Source organism: Streptomyces sp. NPDC048462, assembly GCF_043200175.1.
In the GTDB taxonomy this organism is placed as follows: domain Bacteria; phylum Actinomycetota; class Actinomycetes; order Streptomycetales; family Streptomycetaceae; genus Streptomyces.
The window spans coordinates 25,381-45,635 of sequence record NZ_JBICXG010000041.1; the positions used below are offsets into that span (position 1 = coordinate 25,381).

Annotated in this window: 17 protein-coding genes; 5 read left to right on the plus strand and 12 right to left on the minus strand. The window is 70.3% G+C overall.

What is annotated here, in order from left to right:
* Position 1: 1 nt before the first annotated feature.
* From ACGFU6_RS36945 to ACGFU6_RS36960, 4 genes are all read right to left on the minus strand, one after another.
* Positions 2 to 1,291, minus strand: a complete 1,290-nt coding sequence (locus ACGFU6_RS36945; RefSeq protein ID WP_393616942.1) for an ABC transporter substrate-binding protein — start codon at positions 1,289 to 1,291, stop codon at positions 2 to 4.
* Positions 1,292 to 1,413: 122 nt separating this feature from the next.
* Positions 1,414 to 3,516 (minus strand): glycoside hydrolase family 27 protein, encoded by a 2,103-nt coding sequence (locus ACGFU6_RS36950; protein ID WP_393616943.1) that lies wholly within the window; start codon positions 3,514 to 3,516, stop codon positions 1,414 to 1,416.
* Positions 3,517 to 3,796: 280 nt separating this feature from the next.
* Positions 3,797 to 4,168 (minus strand): hypothetical protein, encoded by a 372-nt coding sequence (locus ACGFU6_RS36955; RefSeq protein ID WP_393616944.1) that lies wholly within the window; start codon positions 4,166 to 4,168, stop codon positions 3,797 to 3,799.
* Between the two features lie 94 nt (positions 4,169 to 4,262).
* Complete coding sequence (locus tag ACGFU6_RS36960; protein ID WP_393616945.1) at positions 4,263 to 5,216, minus strand: heme o synthase; 954 nt, start codon at positions 5,214 to 5,216, stop codon at positions 4,263 to 4,265.
* 435 nt (positions 5,217 to 5,651) lie between these two features.
* On the opposite strand from ACGFU6_RS36960, the gene tkt reads away from it, so the two are divergent.
* The 5 genes from tkt to pgl are packed head-to-tail and all read left to right on the plus strand — an operon-like array spanning position 5,652 to position 12,246.
* The gene (tkt, locus tag ACGFU6_RS36965) at positions 5,652 to 7,754 is read left to right on the plus strand and encodes a transketolase (RefSeq protein ID WP_393616946.1); all 2,103 of its coding nucleotides are present in this window, start codon (positions 5,652 to 5,654) and stop codon (positions 7,752 to 7,754) included.
* Between the two features lie 34 nt (positions 7,755 to 7,788).
* Positions 7,789 to 8,907 (plus strand): transaldolase, encoded by a 1,119-nt coding sequence (gene tal / locus ACGFU6_RS36970; protein ID WP_393616947.1) that lies wholly within the window; start codon positions 7,789 to 7,791, stop codon positions 8,905 to 8,907.
* 5 nt (positions 8,908 to 8,912) lie between these two features.
* On the plus strand, positions 8,913 to 10,445 hold the full coding sequence (zwf, locus tag ACGFU6_RS36975) for a glucose-6-phosphate dehydrogenase (protein WP_393616948.1): 1,533 nt from the start codon (positions 8,913 to 8,915) through the stop codon (positions 10,443 to 10,445).
* Positions 10,442 to 11,464: a glucose-6-phosphate dehydrogenase assembly protein OpcA gene (gene opcA / locus ACGFU6_RS36980; RefSeq protein ID WP_393616949.1), complete on the plus strand. Its 1,023-nt coding sequence runs from the start codon at positions 10,442 to 10,444 to the stop codon at positions 11,462 to 11,464. The genes zwf and opcA overlap by 4 nt, the downstream gene beginning before the upstream one ends.
* Positions 11,461 to 12,246 (plus strand): 6-phosphogluconolactonase, encoded by a 786-nt coding sequence (pgl, locus tag ACGFU6_RS36985; protein ID WP_393616950.1) that lies wholly within the window; start codon positions 11,461 to 11,463, stop codon positions 12,244 to 12,246. Before opcA ends, pgl begins: the two co-directional genes overlap by 4 nt.
* A 90-nt stretch (positions 12,247 to 12,336) precedes the next feature.
* Here the strand turns inward: pgl and ACGFU6_RS36990 are convergent, their stop codons facing one another.
* The 8 genes from ACGFU6_RS36990 to gap form a co-directional block, all read right to left on the minus strand.
* Entirely contained in the window at positions 12,337 to 13,938 is a 1,602-nt protein-coding gene (locus ACGFU6_RS36990; protein ID WP_393616951.1) for a PH domain-containing protein, read from the minus strand.
* Positions 13,935 to 14,438 carry a PH domain-containing protein gene (locus ACGFU6_RS36995; protein WP_393616952.1) on the minus strand — a complete coding sequence of 168 codons (504 nt, stop codon included), beginning with the start codon at positions 14,436 to 14,438 and terminating at the stop codon, positions 13,935 to 13,937. Before ACGFU6_RS36995 ends, ACGFU6_RS36990 begins: the two co-directional genes overlap by 4 nt.
* A gap of 4 nt (positions 14,439 to 14,442) precedes the next feature.
* Positions 14,443 to 16,095, minus strand: coding sequence for a glucose-6-phosphate isomerase (pgi, locus tag ACGFU6_RS37000; protein WP_393616953.1), 1,653 nt, complete (start codon positions 16,093 to 16,095; stop codon positions 14,443 to 14,445).
* A gap of 160 nt (positions 16,096 to 16,255) precedes the next feature.
* Positions 16,256 to 16,591, minus strand: a complete 336-nt coding sequence (locus tag ACGFU6_RS37005) for an RNA polymerase-binding protein RbpA (RefSeq protein ID WP_078617917.1) — start codon at positions 16,589 to 16,591, stop codon at positions 16,256 to 16,258.
* 108 nt (positions 16,592 to 16,699) lie between these two features.
* Positions 16,700 to 16,936 (minus strand): preprotein translocase subunit SecG, encoded by a 237-nt coding sequence (gene secG / locus ACGFU6_RS37010; protein WP_123526733.1) that lies wholly within the window; start codon positions 16,934 to 16,936, stop codon positions 16,700 to 16,702.
* Between the two features lie 112 nt (positions 16,937 to 17,048).
* On the minus strand, positions 17,049 to 17,825 hold the full coding sequence (gene tpiA / locus ACGFU6_RS37015) for a triose-phosphate isomerase (RefSeq protein WP_393616954.1): 777 nt from the start codon (positions 17,823 to 17,825) through the stop codon (positions 17,049 to 17,051).
* A 6-nt stretch (positions 17,826 to 17,831) separates the two neighbouring features.
* Entirely contained in the window at positions 17,832 to 19,043 is a 1,212-nt protein-coding gene (locus ACGFU6_RS37020; RefSeq protein WP_393616955.1) for a phosphoglycerate kinase, read from the minus strand.
* A 108-nt stretch (positions 19,044 to 19,151) separates the two neighbouring features.
* Positions 19,152 to 20,162 carry a type I glyceraldehyde-3-phosphate dehydrogenase gene (gap, locus tag ACGFU6_RS37025; RefSeq protein WP_393616956.1) on the minus strand — a complete coding sequence of 337 codons (1,011 nt, stop codon included), beginning with the start codon at positions 20,160 to 20,162 and terminating at the stop codon, positions 19,152 to 19,154.
* Positions 20,163 to 20,255: the final 93 nt, after the last annotated feature.

Consider the following 20,255-nt stretch of genomic DNA (forward strand, 5'->3'; position numbering starts at 1 on the left):
GTCACTGGCTCCAGATCTTCTGCGCGTCCCGCTGCCACGTGGTGAGGATCGAGCCGATCTCCTTGGGCTTGGACAGGAAGTGCGTGAGGGCGGTGTCGGCGGTGGGGGCGAGGGCGTCGCTGGAGTCGCGGTTGAAGAACTGCGTGATGTCCGCGGCGTTCTCGATGAGTTCGCGGCCCTTGACGACCAGCGGGGTCCCGCTGTCCTTGGCGTCGGGGTGGGTGGGCAGCGAGGTGCCGGAGGAGCCCTTGAGGTAGATCTCCTGGGCCTCGGCGGAGGCGAGGTAGCGGAGCATCTCCTTGGTCTCGTCCTTGCGTCCGGTCCGGGCGCTGGCGAAGTAGCCGTCGGTCGGGGCCTCTTCGGCGAGCGGGACCTTCGGGTCGATGACGGGGAACCGGAAGAAGTCGATGTCGTCGAGCTGGTCCTTGGGCGCGGCGTCCGCGAAGAAGGTGCCGATGAGCATCATTCCGGTGCGGCCCTGGAGCAGCGCGGTGGTGGCGTCCTGGAAGGGCAGCGCGGTCGAGTTGGGGTCGAAGAAGGGCAGCGCCTCGCTCCACCGGTCGAAGACCTTGCGGACCTCGGGGTCGTCGAAGCGGTGCTTTCCGGCGAGCAGGTCGCGGTGGTACTTCGCGCCGTTGATCCGGATGTTGAGGTAGTCGAACCAGGAGGAGGCGACCCAGGGGGTGCCGCCGCCGGCGCCGAGGCCGATCGGGGCGACGCCCTTGCTCTTGAGCTTGTCGCACAGGTCGAGGAACTCGTCCCAGGTCTTGGGCTCCTTGACGCCCCACTTGGCGAAGTTGGACTTCCGGTAGAAGACGCCCCACCAGTAGTAGGTGGTGGGTACGAAGACCTTCTTGCCGGCCGAGTCGGTGCAGAGCGTCTTCAGCGCGTCGGAGTAGCCGGCGAGTTCGGGCTCGGCCCAGATGTCGCTGACATCGAGCAGCAGGTTCTTCTTGGCGTACGACTCCGCCACGGATCCGGGGTACCAGGTGTAGAGGTCCGGCGGGGTGGCCGAGGTGAGGTAGGTCGGCAGCTGGGTGCGGAAGGTCTCCGAGGCGACGGTGTTCAGCGAACCCTTCGCGCCGCCGCGCTTGTTGAAGGCGTCGACGACCTCCTGCATCGCGGACTTGGCCTGCGGTGCGGAGAGGTTGGACTGGAGGGTGACCGCACCACCCGAGCTCCCCTTCCCGCCGCTGGAGGACGAGGCGACGCAGCCGCTCGTCAACGCGGTGGCGCCGACGGCCGCGGCACCGGCGAGGAAGGTACGGCGGCTCTGTGCTGAGGTGTTCATGGGACTCCCTATGCGCCCACGGAACGGGGCCCGGCCCTCTGACGGCCGGGCCCTCGTTCGGCTGATACAGAGTGACGGTGCGAGTGATCCACCGTCAAGATTAATTACTAATTTATTTTTTGTTAGGCCTGGCGGATGACCCCGGCCACCCCTCGGAAGGCCGTCAGGACTCCGCCGCCGGGCCCCGCCACGGCGGCGAGTTCGCCGTCGAAGGAGCCGCTGGGGAAGTTCTTCTCCTGGGACCAGTCGCTCCAGGTCCCGGCCGCGAGGGTGCGCTGCCACAAGGTGTAGTCACCGGCGCGGACGTAGAGCCGCACCTGTCCCCCGGTGGCAAGGAGCGTGGGACTGCCGCTCACGGTGCCGCCCAGCGAGGACCAGTCCGACCAGCTGCCGGAGGCCTCCCGGACCCGCAGGCGCAGCGAGTCGTCGGCGGCGCGCACCACCAGCTGGGTACGCCCGGCCGCGTCGGTGACCGCAAAGGGCCGCCCGTACAGTCCGATGCCGTCCGGTCCCTGGAGCGTGCTCCAGCCGCTCGTCGCGCCTCGGGTACGGAGGTGGCCGTCCTTGCCCCGGGCGTAGAGCGTCCAGTGACCCGAAGGGTCGTACGCGACTGCCGGGGTGTCGGCGATATCCCCGCCGAGCTTCTGCCAGTGGCCCCAGCGGCCGCCGGCGTACGAGAGCCGGTAGGCGGCGTCATCGGTGCCCCGGGCGAACACGTCGATCCGGCCGTGCCCGGCCGCGTAGGCGGCGGGCGCCCCCACGATCCGGCCGTGCGTCGGACCGCCGAGGCCGGTGGCCCGCCCGCTCCAGTGACCGTCGCGCGCCTGGCGCTGCCGCAGCGAGCCGTCGGCGCCCCTGCTGAAGACGCTCAGCCGGTCACCGTCGCGCACCAGCGCGGGGCTCGCGTCCGAACGGGTGGGCAGCTCGGTGCCCGGCGCCTCGTCCCGGCCGCTGAGACCGAGGAAGGCGGTGCCGTGCGCCGGCACCTTCACGGTGTACGAACCGGAGTGCGTGCCCGCGCCCTTCCTGGCCCGCAGGTCCCGCACGCCGACCGGGCCCGACAGCCCCGCGTCGGCGAAGTCCACCGTGCGCTCGGCGGCCTGCTCCGAGCGGTTGAGGAGCACCACGGCCCGCTTGCCGGAGCCCTTGAGGACCTTGCTGTAGACGTCCCCGGCGGCATCGGAGGCGACGCGCACACCCTGGATCGCCAGGGGGTCCTGGTCGACCGCGAGGATCTCCGGGTTGCGCAGGGTGTCGAGCATCCGCTTCGGCAGGGTGCGCGGGTCCGAGCCGATGACCAGCGGGGAGCTCATCTCGGCCCACAGCACCAGCTGGCTGGTGGACTCCTCCTCGGTCAGCTCCAGCGAGCCGTCATCGAGCTTGCGCATCGGGATGAGGTAGTCGGGGTCGTTGTAGCGCCCCGGCGCCTGCGCCTCCGGGTGTCCGGCGTTGGCGTCCGCGCTGCGCAGGATGTTGGGCCACTGGCCCGCGGTGGGGGTACCCCAGGCGATGTCGGTGCCGGTGCGCCAGGAGTCCCCGGCGGTGGGGCCGTAGACGTAGGCGTTGTGGGCGTCCTGGGCCGGGGTGTGCGGCAGGCCCCAGTCGTCGGTCAGCGGGTTGCAGAGGTTGAGCAGCATCCGCCGGCCGGACTTGGCGACGGCGTCGCTGAACTCCTTGAACGCGGGGCCCGGGTCGGTCTTCTCGGTGATCCCGCAGAGGAAGTCGACCTTGATCGCGTCGACCTTCCAGCCGGCGAACCGGTCGGCGTCCTCCTGGTAGTGGCCCCGGCTGCCGAGGCCGCAGGTCTTGCCGCCGTCGTAGGTCCCCGCGTCGGTGTAGATGCCGGCGCGCAGGCCGCGCTTGTGGAGGTAGTCCACCAGGGCGGGGATGCCGGAGGGGAACCGGTCCGGGTGCGCGACCAGCCGCCCCTCGGCGTCCCTCGGCGTGTCGGCCTGCCAGCCGCCGTCCAGCCAGACGATGTCGTAGCCGCTGCCCTTGAGGCCGCTGCTGACCAGATGGTCGGCGACGCCCCTGACCTGGTCCTCCGTCGGGGCGCCGAGACCGTAGTAGGTGTTCCAGCCCATGTACGGGGTCGGCGCGAGGCCGCTGTCGTAGTACGGCGGAGCCGCCTCGGCGGGCCGCTGTCCGGCGTCCGCCACCGGGGCCGACACCGCCACCAGGACGGCGGCGCCCAGCACGGCTGCTCCACGCCGGGCAGGCGTCATCCTTGCACCTTGCGAAATCAACTGATTCTCCCAGGAGTTGGGGATGTCAGGCGCCCTCCTCCGGAGATCACGGGGCGGCGCCACGCACAGGACTGTGACGGTTCACCCGACCCTCCGTCAAGATTAATTACTAATTAAGTGAAACTCGGTTCGACAATGGCCGGACACACGAACGGCGGGGGGGGGGGGGGGGGGGGGGCCCCCCGCCCCCCCCGCGCCGGGGGGGGCGCCGCCCCCCCCCCCCCCCCCCCCCCCCCGCCGCTCTGTCGTTCCGCAGGCCTCAGGGCTTGTTGGCCGGGCCGCCGATCTGCATGCCGGCCATCCGCGTCCACTCGTACGGACCGGTGCGCACCTTGGCGGCGAACTCGCCGTCGAAGGACTCGTGCATGGTGATCCCGGACTTCCGCGCGGCGCTCTCCGCGACCGCGTACGACGGGGCGACCAGATCGCCCCAGCCGCCGTCCTCGCCGACCAGGACGATGCGGGTGCCCATCTGCCCGATGTAGGCGAGCTGCCCCTCGGCGCCGCCGTGGGCCTTCGCGAACGCGCCGATCTGCTTGGCCAGCCGCGCGGCCCTGCGCTCGGCGCGCGCCGCCTGCCTGCCGTCCGCCTGCTTGCCGTCCACCTGCTGGGTCTGCGCCGTCTCTGCCATGAACAGGATGCTACCGACGGGTAGCTCAAACGGCGACGGGCGGGGCGCGTGGCGTGGGCCACGTACCCCGCCCGTCGGCGGAAGTCGAAGCGGACTACCTCAGGAAGGGGTCCACCGCGACGGCGACGAACAGCAGCGAGACATAGGTGATCGACCAGTGGAACAGCCGCATCTCCTTGAGCTTGGCCCCGGCCGCTCCGGCCTTGGCGCGGCTCTGCAGACCGTGCGCCTCCCAGAGCCAGAAGCCGCCGGTGAGCAACGCCACCACCGTATAGAACCAGCCGGTGTAGCCCAGCGGGGTCAACAGCAGCGAGACGATGACCATGACCCAGCTGTAGAGCACGATCTGGCGGGCGACCACCCGGTTGGAGGCAACGACCGGAAGCATCGGGACGCCGACCCGCGCGTAGTCGTCCTTCACCTTCATGGACAGCGGCCAGTAGTGCGGCGGCGTCCAGAAGAAGATGACGGCGAACAGGATCACCGCGGCCCAGGACATCGAGTTCGTCACGGCCGACCAGCCGATGAGGACCGGCATGCAGCCCGCGATGCCGCCCCAGACGATGTTCTGCGAGGTCCGGCGCTTCAGCAGCATCGTGTAGACGACGACGTAGAAGAGCAGGGCGCCCAGCGACAGCGCCGCCGACAGCCAGTTCACCAGCAGCCCGAACCAGACCGTCGAGATCACCGCGAGGGCGATACCGAAGGCCAGGCACTCGCGCGGGCTCACCATGCCGGTGACCAGCGGTCGCTGCGACGTACGGTCCATCAACGCGTCGATATCGCGGTCGATGTACATGTTCAGTGCATTGGCACCGCCGGCGGAAAGGTAACCGCCGATGGTGGTAGTGAGCACGAGCCACAGGTCGGGTACACCCTGAGCGGCCAGGAACATCACCGGAACAGTGGTGATCAGCAACAGCTCGATGATCCGAGGCTTGGTCAGTGCCACGAATGCCTTGACACGGGCCCCGAATGGGCGATGGCCCCCTGGGCTCGGAGTCAAGGCGACCCCTGCGGGTCGGGACTCGACGGCCGTCACGCACACCCCTGACAGAGAAATCCCAGCAAGCTCCGGGTCTGAGGGCCCGGTAGAGACTTGCGCGAACCAGACCACTGTAGACGTTGGGGACATGCCGTTCTTCGCGGGGGTGGGGTCGTGTTGATGTGGCGTGCGGCGCCTTTGCGGCAGCTGCGCGCAGGGGCCCGCTCATCCGGGTGACACGCCGGGTTTCCCGGGGTCTTCCCGGATGCGCTCAGGAGGGTCCCGGCACGCTCTTCGGAGTGCCTCAGGAGTGGGCCCGCGCGCTCATCGGAGTGGCGCATCGGTGAGCCCGCGCGCTCATACGGGAGGCGAATCCGGCGGGCCGCCCGCACCCTGGGATTAGCCGGAAATAGCGGGTGGCGACGGGGGTAGGCTCGACAACGCCCGGTGCGGTCACAGCCACCGGTTTACAACAGTGGAGAGGAGCCCTGACTCAGGGTGAGCACCAAGCCGACCACCACAGACCTCCAGTGGACCGAATTGGACCAGCGGGCCGTGGACACTGTCCGCGTTCTCGCCGCGGACGCCGTACAGAAGGTCGGAAACGGCCACCCGGGTACGGCCATGAGCCTGGCTCCCGCCGCCTACACCCTCTTCCAGAAGGTGATGCGGCACGACCCCGCCGACGCGGAGTGGACCGGCCGCGACCGGTTCGTCCTCTCGGTGGGCCACAGCAGCCTGACCCTCTACATCCAGCTCTACCTGGCCGGGTACGGCCTGGAGCTGGCGGACCTCGAAGCGTTCCGGACCTGGGGCTCGAAGACCCCGGGCCACCCGGAGTACGGCCACACCACCGGCGTGGAGACGACCACCGGCCCGCTGGGCCAGGGTGTCGCCAACGCGGTGGGCATGGCCATGGCCTCCCGCTACGAGCGCGGCCTGTTCGACCCGGACGCGGCCCCCGGCACCTCGCCGTTCGACCACATGATCTGGGCCGTCGCCGGTGACGGCTGCCTCCAGGAGGGCATCTCCGCGGAGGCGTCCTCGCTGGCCGGGCACCAGAAGCTGGGCAACCTGGTCCTCCTGTGGGACGACAACCACATCTCCATCGAGGGCGACACGGAGACCGCGGTCTCCGAGGACACCCTCAAGCGTTACGAGGCGTACGGCTGGCACGTCCAGCGTGTCGCGCAGCTGCCCAGCGGTGACCTGGACCCGGCGGGTCTGTACAAGGCGCTCCTGGCCGCCAAGGCCGAGACCACGCGCCCGTCGTTCATCGCGGCCCGCTCGATCATCGCCTGGCCCGCCCCGAACGCCCAGAACACCGAGGCCGCGCACGGCTCGGCGCTCGGCGCCGACGAGGTCGCCGCGACCAAGAGTGTCCTCGGCTTCGACCCGGAGAAGTCCTTCCAGGTCGCCGACGAGGTCATCGCGCACACCCGCGAGGCGCTGGACCGCGGCCGTGAGACCAGGGGCGAGTGGGAGAAGACCTTCGCCGCCTGGCGCACGGCCAACCCCGAGCGCGCCGCCGAGTTCGACCGCGTCCGCGCGGGCGAGCTGCCCAAGGGCTGGGAGGACAAGCTCCCGGTCTTCGAGACCGGCAAGGCCGTCGCCACCCGCGCCGCCTCCGGCAAGGTGCTCCAGGCACTCGGCGAGATCGTCCCCGAGCTGTGGGGCGGCTCCGCCGACCTCGCGGGCTCGAACAACACCACGATCGACAAGACGTCGTCCTTCCTCCCGGCCGGCAACCCGCTGCCGGGCGCGGACCCGTACGGACGCACGGTCCACTTCGGTATCCGTGAGCACGCCATGGCCGCTGCCATGAACGGCATCGCGCTGCACGGCAACACCCGCATCTACGGCGGCACCTTCCTGGTGTTCTCCGACTACATGCGCAACGCCGTACGGCTGTCCGCGCTGATGCACGCACCGGTGACCTACGTGTGGACGCACGACTCCATCGGTCTCGGCGAGGACGGCCCGACCCACCAGCCGGTGGAGCACCTGGCCTCGCTGCGCGCGATCCCGGGCCTCAACGTCGTCCGCCCGGCGGACGCCAACGAGACCACGATCGCCTGGCGCGAGGTCCTGCGCCGCTACACCAAGGTGTTCGGCAAGGGCGGCCCGCACGGCCTGGCGCTGACCCGTCAGGGCGTGCCGACGTACGAGGCGAACGAGAACGCGGCCAAGGGCGGCTACGTCCTGTTCGAGGCCGAGACGCCCGACGGGCACAGCGCGGCGCCCGAGGTCATCCTCATCGGCACCGGTTCCGAGGTCCAGCTCGCCGTCGGCGCACGCGAGGAGCTGCAGGCGGCCGGCGTACCGACCCGGGTGGTCTCGATGCCGTGTGTCGAGTGGTTCGAGGAGCAGGACCAGGCGTACAAGGACAGCGTGCTGACGCCGTCGGTGAAGGCACGCGTGGCCGTCGAGGCGGGCATCGCGCTGACCTGGTACCGGTACGTCGGGGACGCGGGCCGGATCGTCTCGCTGGAGCACTTCGGTGCCTCGGCCGACGCGAAGGTCCTGTTCCGCGAGTTCGGCTTCACCGCCGAGCACGTCGCCGCCGCCGCCCGGGAATCTCTCGCGGCCGCCGCGCGCTGACGCCGTTATACGACTAGTAGGAGATGCAATTCTCATGACAGACGCACTCAAGCGCCTCTCCGACGAGGGCGTGGCGATCTGGCTCGATGACCTGTCCCGCAAGCGGATCACCTCGGGCAACCTGGCCGAGCTGATCGACCAGAGCCACGTCGTGGGTGTCACGACCAACCCGTCGATCTTCCAGAAGGCGATCTCCTCGGGCGACGGTTACGAGCAGCAGCTCACCGACCTCGCGGCCCGCAAGGTGACCGTCGAGGAAGCCATCCGCATGATCACGACGGCCGACGTCCGCGACGCCGCCGACATCCTGCGCCCGGTCTTCGACGCGACGGACGGCCAGGACGGCCGGGTCTCCATCGAGGTCGACCCGCGCCTGGCGCACAACACCCTGGCCACGGTCGCCGAGGCCAAGCAGCTCGCGTGGCTGGTGGACCGGCCGAACACGCTCATCAAGATCCCGGCGACCAAGGCCGGTCTGCCGGCGATCACCGAGACGATCGGCCGGGGCATCAGCGTCAACGTCACGCTGATCTTCTCGCTGGAGCGCTACCGCGAGGTCATGGACGCCTACCTGGCGGGCCTGGAGAAGGCGAAGGCCGCGGGCCTGGACCTCTCCAAGATCCACTCGGTGGCCTCCTTCTTCGTGTCCCGCGTGGACACCGAGATCGACAAGCGGCTCGACGCGATCGGCGGCGACGCGGCCAAGGCCGCCAAGGGCAAGTCCGCCCTGGCCAACGCGCGCCTGGCCTACGAGGCGTACGAGGCGGTCTTTGCCAGTGAGCGCTGGGCCGCCCTGGACAAGGCGCACGCCAACAAGCAGCGCCCGCTGTGGGCCTCCACCGGCGTCAAGGACCCGTCCCTCAAGGACACCCTGTACGTCGACGACCTCGTCGCGCCGAACACCGTCAACACCATGCCGGAGGCGACTCTGGACGCGGTGGCCGACCACGGCGACATCACCGGCGACACCGTCACCGGTGGCTACGACCAGGGCCGTGCCGACCTCGAAGCGATCAAGGAGCTCGGGGTCAGCTACGACGACGTCGTCCAGCTCCTGGAGGACGAGGGCGTCCAGAAGTTCGAGTCCGCCTGGACCGACCTGCTCAACTCGACCGAGGCGGAACTCAAGCGCCTCGCCCCTTCGGAGGGCTGACCACTTTGTCTGGTGTTCCCGGAGCCAACCCGCTCCGTGACGCCCAGGACCGACGGCTCCCGCGCATCGCGGGGCCGTCGGGCCTGGTCATCTTTGGCGTCACGGGCGATTTGTCCCGTAAAAAGCTGATGCCCGCCGTCTACGACCTGGCCAATCGCGGCCTGCTGCCGCCGGGCTTCTCGCTCATCGGTTTCGCGCGCCGCGAATGGCAGGACGAGGACTTCGCCCAGGAGGTCCACGACGCCGTCAAGCAGCACGCCCGTACCCCGTTCCGTGAAGAGGTCTGGCAGCAGCTCATCCAGGGGATGCGCTTCGTCCAGGGCAACTTCGACGACGACGACGCCTTCGAGACCCTGAAGGCGACCATCCAGGAGCTCGACAAGGCACAGGGGACGGGCGGCAACTTCGCCTTCTACCTCTCCGTGCCGCCGAAGTTCTTCCCCAAGGTCGTCCAGCAGCTCAAGAAGCACGGGCTGGCCGACCAGAAGGAGGGTTCCTGGCGGCGTGCCGTCATCGAGAAGCCCTTCGGCCACGACCTCAAGAGCGCGCAGGAGCTCAACCAGCTCGTGCACGACGTGTTCCCGCCCAACGAGGTCTTCCGGATCGACCACTACCTGGGCAAGGAGACGGTCCAGAACATCCTGGCGCTGCGGTTCGCCAACACGATGTTCGAGCCGATCTGGAACCGGTCCTACGTGGACCACGTCCAGATCACGATGGCCGAGGACATCGGCATCGGCGGCCGGGCCGGCTACTACGACGGCATCGGCGCCGCCCGTGACGTCATCCAGAACCACCTGCTCCAGCTGCTGGCGCTGACCGCGATGGAGGAGCCCGGCTCCTTCCACCCGAAGGCCCTGGTCGCCGAGAAGCTCAAGGTCCTCACAGCGGTCGAGCTGCCCGAGGACCTCGGCAAGCACACCGTGCGCGGCCAGTACGCGCACGCGTGGCAGGGCGGCGAGGAAGTCCTCGGCTATCTGGAGGAGGACGGTATCGACCCCAAGTCGAAGACCGACACCTTCGCCGCGATCAAGCTGACGATCAACAACCGCCGCTGGGCGGGTGTGCCGTTCTACCTGCGTACCGGCAAGCGGCTCGGCCGCCGGGTCACGGAGATCGCGATCGTCTTCAAGCGCGCCCCGTACCTTCCGTTCGAGTCCGGGGCCACCGAGGAGCTGGGCAGCAACGCCCTGGTCATCCGGGTGCAGCCGGACGAGGGCGTCACCGTGCGGTTCGGCTCCAAGGTGCCCGGCACCTCGATGGAGGTCCGGGACGTCACGATGGACTTCGCCTACGGCGAGTCCTTCACGGAGTCCAGCCCGGAGGCGTACGAGCGGCTCATCCTCGATGTGCTGCTCGGCGACGCCAACCTCTTCCCCCGCCACCAGGAGGTCGAACTCTCCTGGGACATCCTCGACCCGATCGAGGAGTACTGGGACAAGCACGGCAAGCCCGCGCAGTACCCGTCGGGCACCTGGGGGCCGGACGAGGCGGACGAGATGCTCGCACGAGACGGACGGAGCTGGCGCCGGCCATGAAGATCGATCTCACGGAAACCACTTCCAGCAAGATCAACCAGGCGCTGGTGTCGGCCCGCCGTGCCATCGGCACCCCGGCGATCGGCATGGTCCTCACGCTGGTCATCGTCACCGACGAGGAGAACGCGTACGACGCGCTCAAGTCGGCCGGCGACGCCTCCCGCGAGCACCCCTCGCGGATCATCGCGGTGATCAAGCGGGTCAGCCGTTCGCCGCGCAGCAGGCGCGACGCCCGGCTGGACGCCGAGGTCCGGGTCGGCTCCGACGCGGGCACCGGCGAGACCGTGGTGCTGCGGCTCCACGGCGAACTGGCCAACCACGCGCAGTCGGTGGTCCTGCCGCTGCTGCTGCCGGACGCGCCGGTCGTGGTCTGGTGGCCGGAGGACGCACCCACCGATGCGGCGAAGGACCCGCTGGGCGCGCTCGCCCAGCGCCGGATCACGGACGCGTACTCGGCGGAGCACCCGATCGCCGAGCTGGAGGTGCGCGCGAAGTCGTACACCCCCGGCGACACCGATCTGGCCTGGACCCGCATCACGCCCTGGCGTTCGATGCTGGCCGCCTCGCTCGACCAGCAGACCGTGGACGTCGTCTCGGCCTCGGTCGAGGGCGAGTCCGAGAACCCGAGCTGCGAACTGCTGGCCATGTGGCTGGCGGACCGGCTTCAGGTCCCGGTGGAGCGCACCACCTCCGGCGGCCCGGGTCTGACGGCCGTCCGGATGGAGACCAAGAACGGCACGATCGTGCTGGACCGGGCCGACGGTTCGCTCGCCACGCTCTCCATGGTGGGGCAGCCGGACCGCGCGGTGGCGCTCAAGCGCCGGGAGACCGCGGAGCTGCTGGCCGAGGAGCTGCGCAGGCTCGACCCGGACAACACCTACGAGTCCGCGGTGAAGTTCGGCGTGGACCGGCTCGGGGAAGCGGCGGCTCCCAAGGCCGCCGCCAAGGAGCCGGGCGCCTCCTCGCCCGCTCCGGCGGCCAAGAAGACGGCGGCCGCGAAGAAGGCGGCGGCCAAGTGACCGTCGTCCCCCAGCTCGTCGTGCACCGCGACAAGGAGCTGATGGCGCAGGCCGCGGCGGCCCGGCTGATCACGAAGATCGTGGACGCCCAGGCCGCACGCGGTCACGCCTCGGTGGTGCTCACCGGCGGGCGCAACGGCAACGGCCTGCTGGCCGCGCTCGCCGGGGCGCCCGCGCGGGACGCGGTCGACTGGTCGCGGCTCGACCTGTGGTGGGGCGACGAGCGGTTCCTGCCCGAGGGCGATCCGGAGCGCAATGTCACGCAGGCCCGCGAGGCCCTGCTCGACTCGGTGCCACTGGACCCCGCCCGGGTGCACGCGATGCCCGCGTCGGACGGCCCGCGCGGCGGGGACGTCGAGGCCGCGGCGGCCGCGTACGCCGCCGAGCTGGCCGCGGCGGCCGGACCGGAGGACCACGGTCCGGTGCCGGTGTTCGACGTGCTGATGCTGGGCGTCGGCCCGGACACGCATGTCGCCTCGCTCTTCCCCGAGCTGCCCGCGGTACGGGAGACCGAGCGCACCGTCGTCGGTGTGCACGGGGCGCCCAAGCCGCCACCCGTCCGGATCACGCTCACGCTGCCCGCCATCCGGGCGGCCCGCGAGGTGTGGCTGCTCGCGGCGGGCGAGGACAAGGCGGAGGCCGCGGCCATCGCGCTGTCGGGCGCCGGGGAGATCCAGGCCCCGGCGGCGGGCGCGTACGGACGCGGCCGCACCCTGTGGCTGCTGGACGCGGCGGCAGCGTCCCAGCTGCCGCGCGCCCTGTATCCGCCGGCATCCGCCTGACCGGCTCCCGGCGGCACCGCCCGCAGGCCCGGCCCGCTCCTCGGAGCGGGCCGGGCCTGCGGGCGTTCGGGGCCCGGTCGCGCGCCGGGCTCACTCCCCCGCCGGGACCCGCTCCAGGAAGGGTTCCAGCAGCCCCTGGACGGCCTCGGACGCGAACTCCAGGCCCTCGGCCTCGTCCGCGTCGTACACCGTGTACGCACCCGCTCCGGCGGCCGTGGTGGCGGTGATGTTCAGTAGCCCGGCCCGTCGCTGGAAGTACGTCTGGCGCACCGTCCAGCCGATCACCCCGGACCGCTCCAGCGCCGCGGTGGAGCGGCGCAGCGCACCCGACCGGGTCACCAGGTACCCGCCGCTGAGAGCGTGGCCGAGTCCTCGGTAGGCGTCCCGGGCCAGCACCACCCCGGCGGGCAGCCCCACGGCCGCGCAGCCGAGCGCGACCCAGAGCAGGACGGGTGTCAGCAGGGCGCCGAGGAGCGCGAGAACAAGGACAGGGGCCAGGACCGTCCACAGCACCCGGCGCAGCCGCCGGCCCCGGGCGCTGGGGGGATGCGTGGTCAGCACGGCGCCGGTCGGGGAGGTGGTCTCGCGCAGCACGGCGGCGGCGACGGTGTCGGCGACCGGCCGGGGCGCGGCGGGCAGCAGCGTGTTGTGGTCGCCGTGCTGTTCCTCGTCGTCCTTGGCCAGCCCGGTGGTGATGGCGTCGACCCGGGCGGCGCCCAGCAGCCGGACGCCGAGCGGCTCGACGAGGTCGACACCGCGCAGCCGCCGCTCCTCGATGGAGACGGAGCGGGAGGTGAGCAGTCCGCGCCGGATGCGCAGGGTGCCGCCGGGCTCGCGTTCGAGGCGGTAGTTCCACCACATCTCGACCCAGAGGCCCAGTGCGCCGACGACCCCGGCGAGGACCCCGGCGGCGGCGAGGAGCACGATCAAGGAGAGCAGCGAGGTGTCCCGGTAGCGGTCGCCGACCCATTCGATCACCTGGCCCTGCGCGCCGAACCAGTCGCTGACCTGCAACACGGCCCCGGCCGCCGCCCCGCCGAGCGCGGGCGCGACGAAGGAGACGGGTGCGTAGCGCATCCAGCGCGGGTCGAGGGTGACGAGCTCCCCCTCGACATGGCTGCCCGAGACAGCGGTGAGGCCCCGCTCCAGCAGGGCGCGGCGCAGCCGTTCGCCCTCGGCCCGCAGGACCGGGTCGAGCTCCAGGGTCGACTCGCCGCCGGTGTGCTCGCCGGTGCCGATGCGGACCGTGACGAGCCCGAGGACCCGCTGGAGGAGGTGGGCGGTGACGTCGACGCTGCGGATGCGTTCGCGTGCCAGCGAGCGCTTCTTGACGAGCAGCAGACCGGTGTGGAGTTCGACGCGGTCGGCGCCCACCCGGTAGCGGGTGCGGCGCCACCGTACGTAGTCGGTGCCGGCGCCGAAGGCGATCAGGAGGGCGGCGCCCGTCAGCACCCAGGCGATGGCGGGGCCGTATCCCAGGCGCCCGGACAGCCCGAGCGTGGTCGGCACGGCGGCACCGGCGGCCACGCCCGCGGTGACGAGGGCGGCGAGCAGGACCGCCCGCCGGTCGAGCCGCCGCCACTCGGCCGGGGCGGACCGGGCGGGGCCCGCCGGGCCTTTCGCATCCGCTGTGTCCGGCGCGTCCGCTGTGCCGGGTGTGTCCGCCGTGTCGGGTGTGTCCGCCGTGCTCATGTGGCGTCCCCGGGGGTGTCCTGGGTGATCCGGGTCAGCCGCTCCACGAGTTCGGCGGCCAGCTCGTGGTCGAGGCCCTCGATGCGGACCGCGCCCTTGGCCGAGGCGGTGGTGACGGTGACCGTGGCGAGCCGGCAGAGCTGTTCGAGCGGCCCGCGCACCGTGTCCACGGTCTGGATCCGGGACATCGGCGCGATCCGCCACTCCTGCCACAGCGCCCCCGTGCGGACGTACACCGCCTCGTCGGTGACCTCCCAGCGGTGGGTGCGGAACCACCAGAGGGGGAGCAGGACGGCGCAGGCGGCGCCCAGGACCGCCAAGGCCACGGCGCAGAGCAGCAGCCAGAACCGGGCCGACGCCAGGAACGCGCCCAGCACGGCCGGAACGGCCACCGGCCCGGCGGTCAGCAGCAGCCACCGGGCCCGCCACCAGCCGACGACCCTGGGGTCCAGCGTGTTGGCCGGCGGCCGCAGCCGTACCGTCCCCTCCCCCGTGGGCACGGGGTCAGCGCCCCCTGCGCTCGCGGTACGCGGCGACGAGCGCGGCGGTCGAGCTGTCCAACTGCCCGGCGCCCTCACCCTCCGTCAGCACCGGCTCGATCTTCTTGGCGAGGACCTTGCCCAGTTCGACGCCCCACTGGTCGAAGGAGTCGATGTTCCAGACGGCGCCCTGGACGAAGACCTTGTGCTCGTACAGCGCGATCAGCTGGCCGAGCACCGACGGCGTCAGCCGGTCGGCGAGGATCGTCGTCGTCGGGTGGTTGCCGAGGAACGTCTTGTGCGGCACCAGTTCCTCGGGCACACCCTCGGCGCGCACCTCGTCCGGCGTCTTGCCGAAGGCCAGCGCCTGGGTCTGGGCGAAGAAGTTGGCCATCAGCAGATCGTGCTGGGCGACCAGGCCGGGCAGCAGCCCCTCGACCGGTTCGGCGAAGCCGATGAAGTCCGCGGGGATCAGCTTCGTGCCCTGGTGGATCAACTGGTAGTACGCGTGCTGCCCGTTGGTGCCGGGCGTGCCCCAGACGACCGGTCCGGTCTGCCAGTCCACCGGATGGCCGTCCCGGTCGACCGACTTGCCGTTGGACTCCATGTCGAGCTGCTGGAGGTACGCGGTGAACTTGGACAGGTAGTGGCTGTAGGGCAGCACCGCGTGCGACTGGGCATCGTGGAAGTTTCCGTACCAGACGCCCAACAGGCCCATCAGGAGCGGGACGTTGTCCTCGGCGGGCGCGGTGCGGAAGTGCTCGTCGACCAGGTGGAAGCCGTCGAGCATCTCCCGGAAGCGGTCCGGGCCGATGGCGATCATCAGCGAGAGGCCGATGGCGGAGTCGTACGAGTAGCGGCCGCCGACCCAGTCCCAGAACTCGAACATGTTCGCGGTGTCGATACCGAAGTCCGCGACCTTCTCGCCGTTCGTCGACAGCGCCACGAAGTGCTTGGCCACCGCGTCCTGACCGGCACTCAGCCCGGTCAGCAGCCAGTCGCGGGCCGAGGTGGCGTTGGTGATCGTCTCGATCGTGGTGAAGGTCTTCGACGCGATGACGAAGAGCGTCTCGGCCGGGTCGAGGCCGTGCACGGCCTCGTGGAGGTCGGCGCCGTCGACGTTCGACACGAAGCGGACGGTGATCGAGCGGTCCGTGAAGGAGCGCAGCGCCTCGTACGCCATCGCGGGGCCGAGGTCGGAGCCGCCGATGCCGACGTTGACGATGTTCTTGATCGGCTTGCCGGTGTGACCGGTCCACTCGCCGGACCTGACGCGCTCCGAGAAGGCGGCCATCTTGTCGAGCACCGCGTGCACGGCGGGCACCACGTTCTCGCCGTCGACCTCGACCACGGCATCGCGCGGGGCGCGCAGCGCGGTGTGCAGGACGGCGCGGTCCTCAGTGGTGTTGATCTTGTCGCCGCGGAACATGGCGTCCCGCAGGGCGGCCACCCCGGTGGCCGCCGCGAGCTCACGGAGCAGCCGGAGCGTCTCGTCGGTGACCAGGTGCTTCGAGTAATCGACGTACAGGTCACCGACGCGCAGCGTGTATCCGGTGCCGCGCTCCGGATCGTCCGCGAACAGCTCGCGCAGGTGGGTCGTCCCGAGCTGCTCACGGTGCTTTCCCAGCGCGGTCCATTCCGGCGTCTGGTTGAGCCTGGTTCGGCTTTGTGCGTTCATCCCGGACATCAGCCCATCTCTCCTTGTCACCGCAGTTCCCCGCTGCCCCTCCAACTTAATTGATCAGCGGGGAGGACGGGACGGCGGCGGGGCTGCGGCGCGACGGAAGCAACTCGGCCGGGCACCCCGTGGGTGCCCGGCCTGATCCGAACGAAGGACCCTAGATCTCGCCGCGGAGTTTCGCGAGGGCCTCGGCCAGGATGGCCTCGCCGTCCTCGTCGCTGCGCCGCTCGCGCACGTACGCGAGGTGCGTCTTGTACGGCTCGGTGCGGGGCGGGTCCGGCGGGCTGTCACGGTCCTGGCCGGCCGGGAAACCGCAGCGCGGGCAGTCCCAGGTCTCCGGTACCTGCGCGTCATGGGCGAAGCTCGGCTGCGTCTCGTGCCCGTTCGAGCACCAGAAGGAGATGCGGGCCCGTGGCGCGGACTCGCCGCGCTCGGCCTCCCCCATCGGCCCCGCTCCGACCCGGCTTCCCCGGATCGCGTTGCCACTTGCCACGGTCGTAACTCCCTGCGTGATGGTGCTCGAAGATGCCCCAGTCTACGTAAGGCCCAACGCGCGTCCAGTGAAAGGAGTTACACCCTCACAGGAATCGCGTACGACGGGTCAGTTGTCCAGCTTGATGAGCAGACCGAGCACCACGATGCATGCGAACCAGCCGAGACCGACCACGACGGTGATCCGGTCGAGGTTGCGCTCGGCGACCGAGGAGCCACCGACGGACGACTGCATGCCGCCACCGAACATGTCGGAGAGACCGCCGCCCTTTCCCTTGTGCATCAGCACCAGCAGCATCATCAGCAGGCTGAAGACGATCAGGGCGATCTCGAACGCCAAAATCACGGCTGGTCCCTACTTTCCGGAAATTCCTGGACTGCTATGCGAACAACGGGGGCCGGGAGGCTCAGCCTCCTCGGCCCCCGCAAGGGTACGACGGATCCGCGCTACCGCATACTCACTGGTCGCGGAAGCGGACGATCTTGACGAACTCGTCGGCGTCCAGGGCTGCGCCGCCGATCAGCGCGCCGTCCACGTCGGGCTGCGCCATGATCGCGGCCACGTTGCCGGACTTGACCGAGCCGCCGTACTGGATGCGGACCGCGTCGGCCAGCTCCTGCGAGTACAGCTCGGCGAGGCGGCCGCGGATCGCACCGCAGACCTCCTGCGCGTCCTCGGGGGTGGCGACCTCGCCGGTGCCGATGGCCCAGACCGGCTCGTAGGCGATCACGATGGACTCGGCCTGCTCGGCCGGGACGTCCTTGAGGGCGCCGTCCAGCTGGGCGAGCGTGTAGGAGACCTGCTCGCCGGCCTTGCGGATGTCCAGGCCCTCGCCGACACAGAGGATCGGGGTCAGGCCGTGCTGGTACGCGGCCTTCACCTTGGCGTTGCAGACCTCGTCGGCCTCGGCGTGGTACTGACGGCGCTCGCTGTGCCCGACGGCGACGTAGGTGCACTTCAGCTTGGCGAGCATGGGGCCGGAGATCTCACCGGTGTACGCGCCGGAGTCGTGCGCCGAGATGTCCTGGGCGCCGTACTTGATCTTCAGCTTGTCTCCGTCGACCAGCGTCTGCACGGAGCGCAGGTCGGTGAAGGGCGGCAGGACGGCGACCTCTACGGCGTCGTAGTCCTTGTCGGCCAGGGCGAAGGAGAGCTTCTGGACGTGCGCGATGGCCTCGAGGTGGTTGAGGTTCATCTTCCAGTTGCCCGCCATCAGCGGGGTGCGGGTGGTCATGAAAGGTCAGTCCTCCAGTGCGGCGAGGCCGGGAAGCGTCTTGCCCTCGAGGTATTCGAGGCTGGCGCCGCCACCGGTCGAGATGTGTCCGAACGCGTTCTCGTCGAAGCCCAGGATGCGGACCGCGGCGGCGGAGTCGCCACCGCCGACCACGCTGAAGCCGGACGAGTCGACGAGGGCCTGGGCGACCGCCCGGGTGCCCTCGGCGAAATCGGGGTGCTCGAAGACGCCCATCGGGCCGTTCCAGAAGACGGTGGCCGCGTCGGCGAGCTTCGATGCGTAGAGCTTGTTGGTCTCCGGCCCGTTGTCCAGACCCATCTGGCCGGCCGGCATGGCGTCGGCGGCGACGGTGGCGGGGTCGGCCGGGGCCTTGGTCTTGAGGTCGGGGAACGCCGGGGCGACCACGACGTCGACGGGGAGCACGAACTCCACGCCCTTCTCCTCGGCGCGCTTGAGGTACTCGAGCACCACCGGGATCTGGTCCTCCTGGAGCAGCGAGCTGCCGACCTCGTGGCCCTGGGCCTTGAGGAAGGTGTACGCCATGCCGCCACCGATGAGGATGCGGTCGGCCCGCTCCAGGAGGTGGTCGATGACGCCCAGCTTGTCGGAGACCTTGGCGCCGCCGAGGACGACCGCGTAGGGCCGCTGGACGTCGTCGGTGAGCTTCTTCAGGACGCCGACCTCGGTGGCGATCAGGTCGCCCGCGGCGTGCGGCAGCCGGGCCGGGAGGTCGAAGACGGAGGCGTGCTTGCGGTGCACGGCGCCGAAGCCGTCGCCCACGTACACGTCGGCGAGCTCGGCCAGCTGGTCGGCGAAGGCGCCGCGCTCGGCGTCGTCCTTCGACGTCTCGCCGGCGTTGAAGCGGAGGTTCTCGATGACGGCGACCTGGCCGTCGGTGAGGGCGGCGACCGTGGCGCGGGCGGAGTCGCCGACCGTGTCGGTGGCGAAGGCCACGCCGGTCCCGAGCAGCTCACCGAGCCGGGTGGCCGCGGGGGCCAGCGAGAACGCCGGGTCCGGGGCGCCCTTGGGGCGGCCCAGGTGCGAGGCGACGACGACCCGGGCGCCGGCCGCTGCCAGCTTCTCCACGGTGGGCTGGACGGCGCGGATGCGGCCGTCGTCGGTGATGGTGGTGCCGCTGAGGGGCACGTTGAGGTCGGCGCGGACGAATACGCGCTTGCCGGTGACCCCTTCGGCGAGAAGTTCGTCGATGGTCTTCATCTGCTGGACTCCTTGGAAGGACGAGAGAGCATGCAACGGGGCTCGAACGGCGCTTCGTTGCGCTGTTCGAGCCCCGTGCTCACATCGAGGTGCCTGCCGGTTCGACGGTCAGAACTGGCTGCCGACGAAGACGGTCAGGTCGACGAGGCGGTTGGAGTAGCCCCACTCGTTGTCGTACCAGCCGAGGATCTTCACCGTGTTGCCCTCCTGGACCATGGTCAGGGAGGAGTCGAAGGTGCAGGACGACGGGTCGCCGACGATGTCCGAGGACACGATCGGGTCCTCGGTGTACGTCAGGAAGCCCTTGAGGTCGCCGTCGTCGGACGCCTTCTTGAACGCGGCGTTGACCTCGTCCTTGGTGACCTCTCGCCCCAGGGTCACGACGAGGTCGGTGGCGGAACCGGTCGGGACCGGGACGCGCATCGCGATGCCGTCGAGCTTGCCCTTGAGCTGCGGGAGGACCAGAGCGGTCGCCTTGGCGGCGCCGGTCGTGGTGGGGATGATGTTCTCGGCGGCGGCGCGGGCGCGACGCAGGTCCGAGTGCGGGAAGTCCAGGATCCGCTGGTCGTTCGTGTACGCGTGGACCGTCGTCATCAGGCCCTTGACGATGCCGAAGTTCTCGTCGAGAACCTTGGCCATCGGCGCCACACAGTTGGTGGTGCAGGAGGCGTTGGAGATGACGTGGTGGTTGGCCGCGTCGTACTTGTCCTGGTTGACGCCCATCACGATGGTGATGTCCTCGTCCTTGGCCGGAGCCGAGATGAGGACCTTCTTCGCGCCGCCCGCGATGTGCTTGGCGGCGTCGGCCTTCTTGGTGAAGATGCCGGTCGACTCGATGACGATGTCGACGCCCAGCTCACCCCAGGGGATGTCCGCCGGGTTGCGCTCCGAGAGCACCTTGATGGTGTGACCGTCGACGGTGATGGTGTCGGCGGTGTGGCTGACCTCTGCCTTGAGACGACCCAGAATGGTGTCGTACTTCAGCAGGTGAGCCGTGGTCGCAGTGTCACCCAGGTCGTTGACAGCCACGATCTCGATGTCCGCACCCTGCTCCAGCAGCGCGCGGAAGTAGTTACGACCGATGCGGCCAAAGCCGTTGATGCCTACGCGGATCGTCACGAACCGATCTCCTCGTTAGGTACGCCGGTTTTCGACGCCGGCGAGTTGTATGGGATGTCCCCGACCGCCTACGACACTACCCCTCCGAGGCGC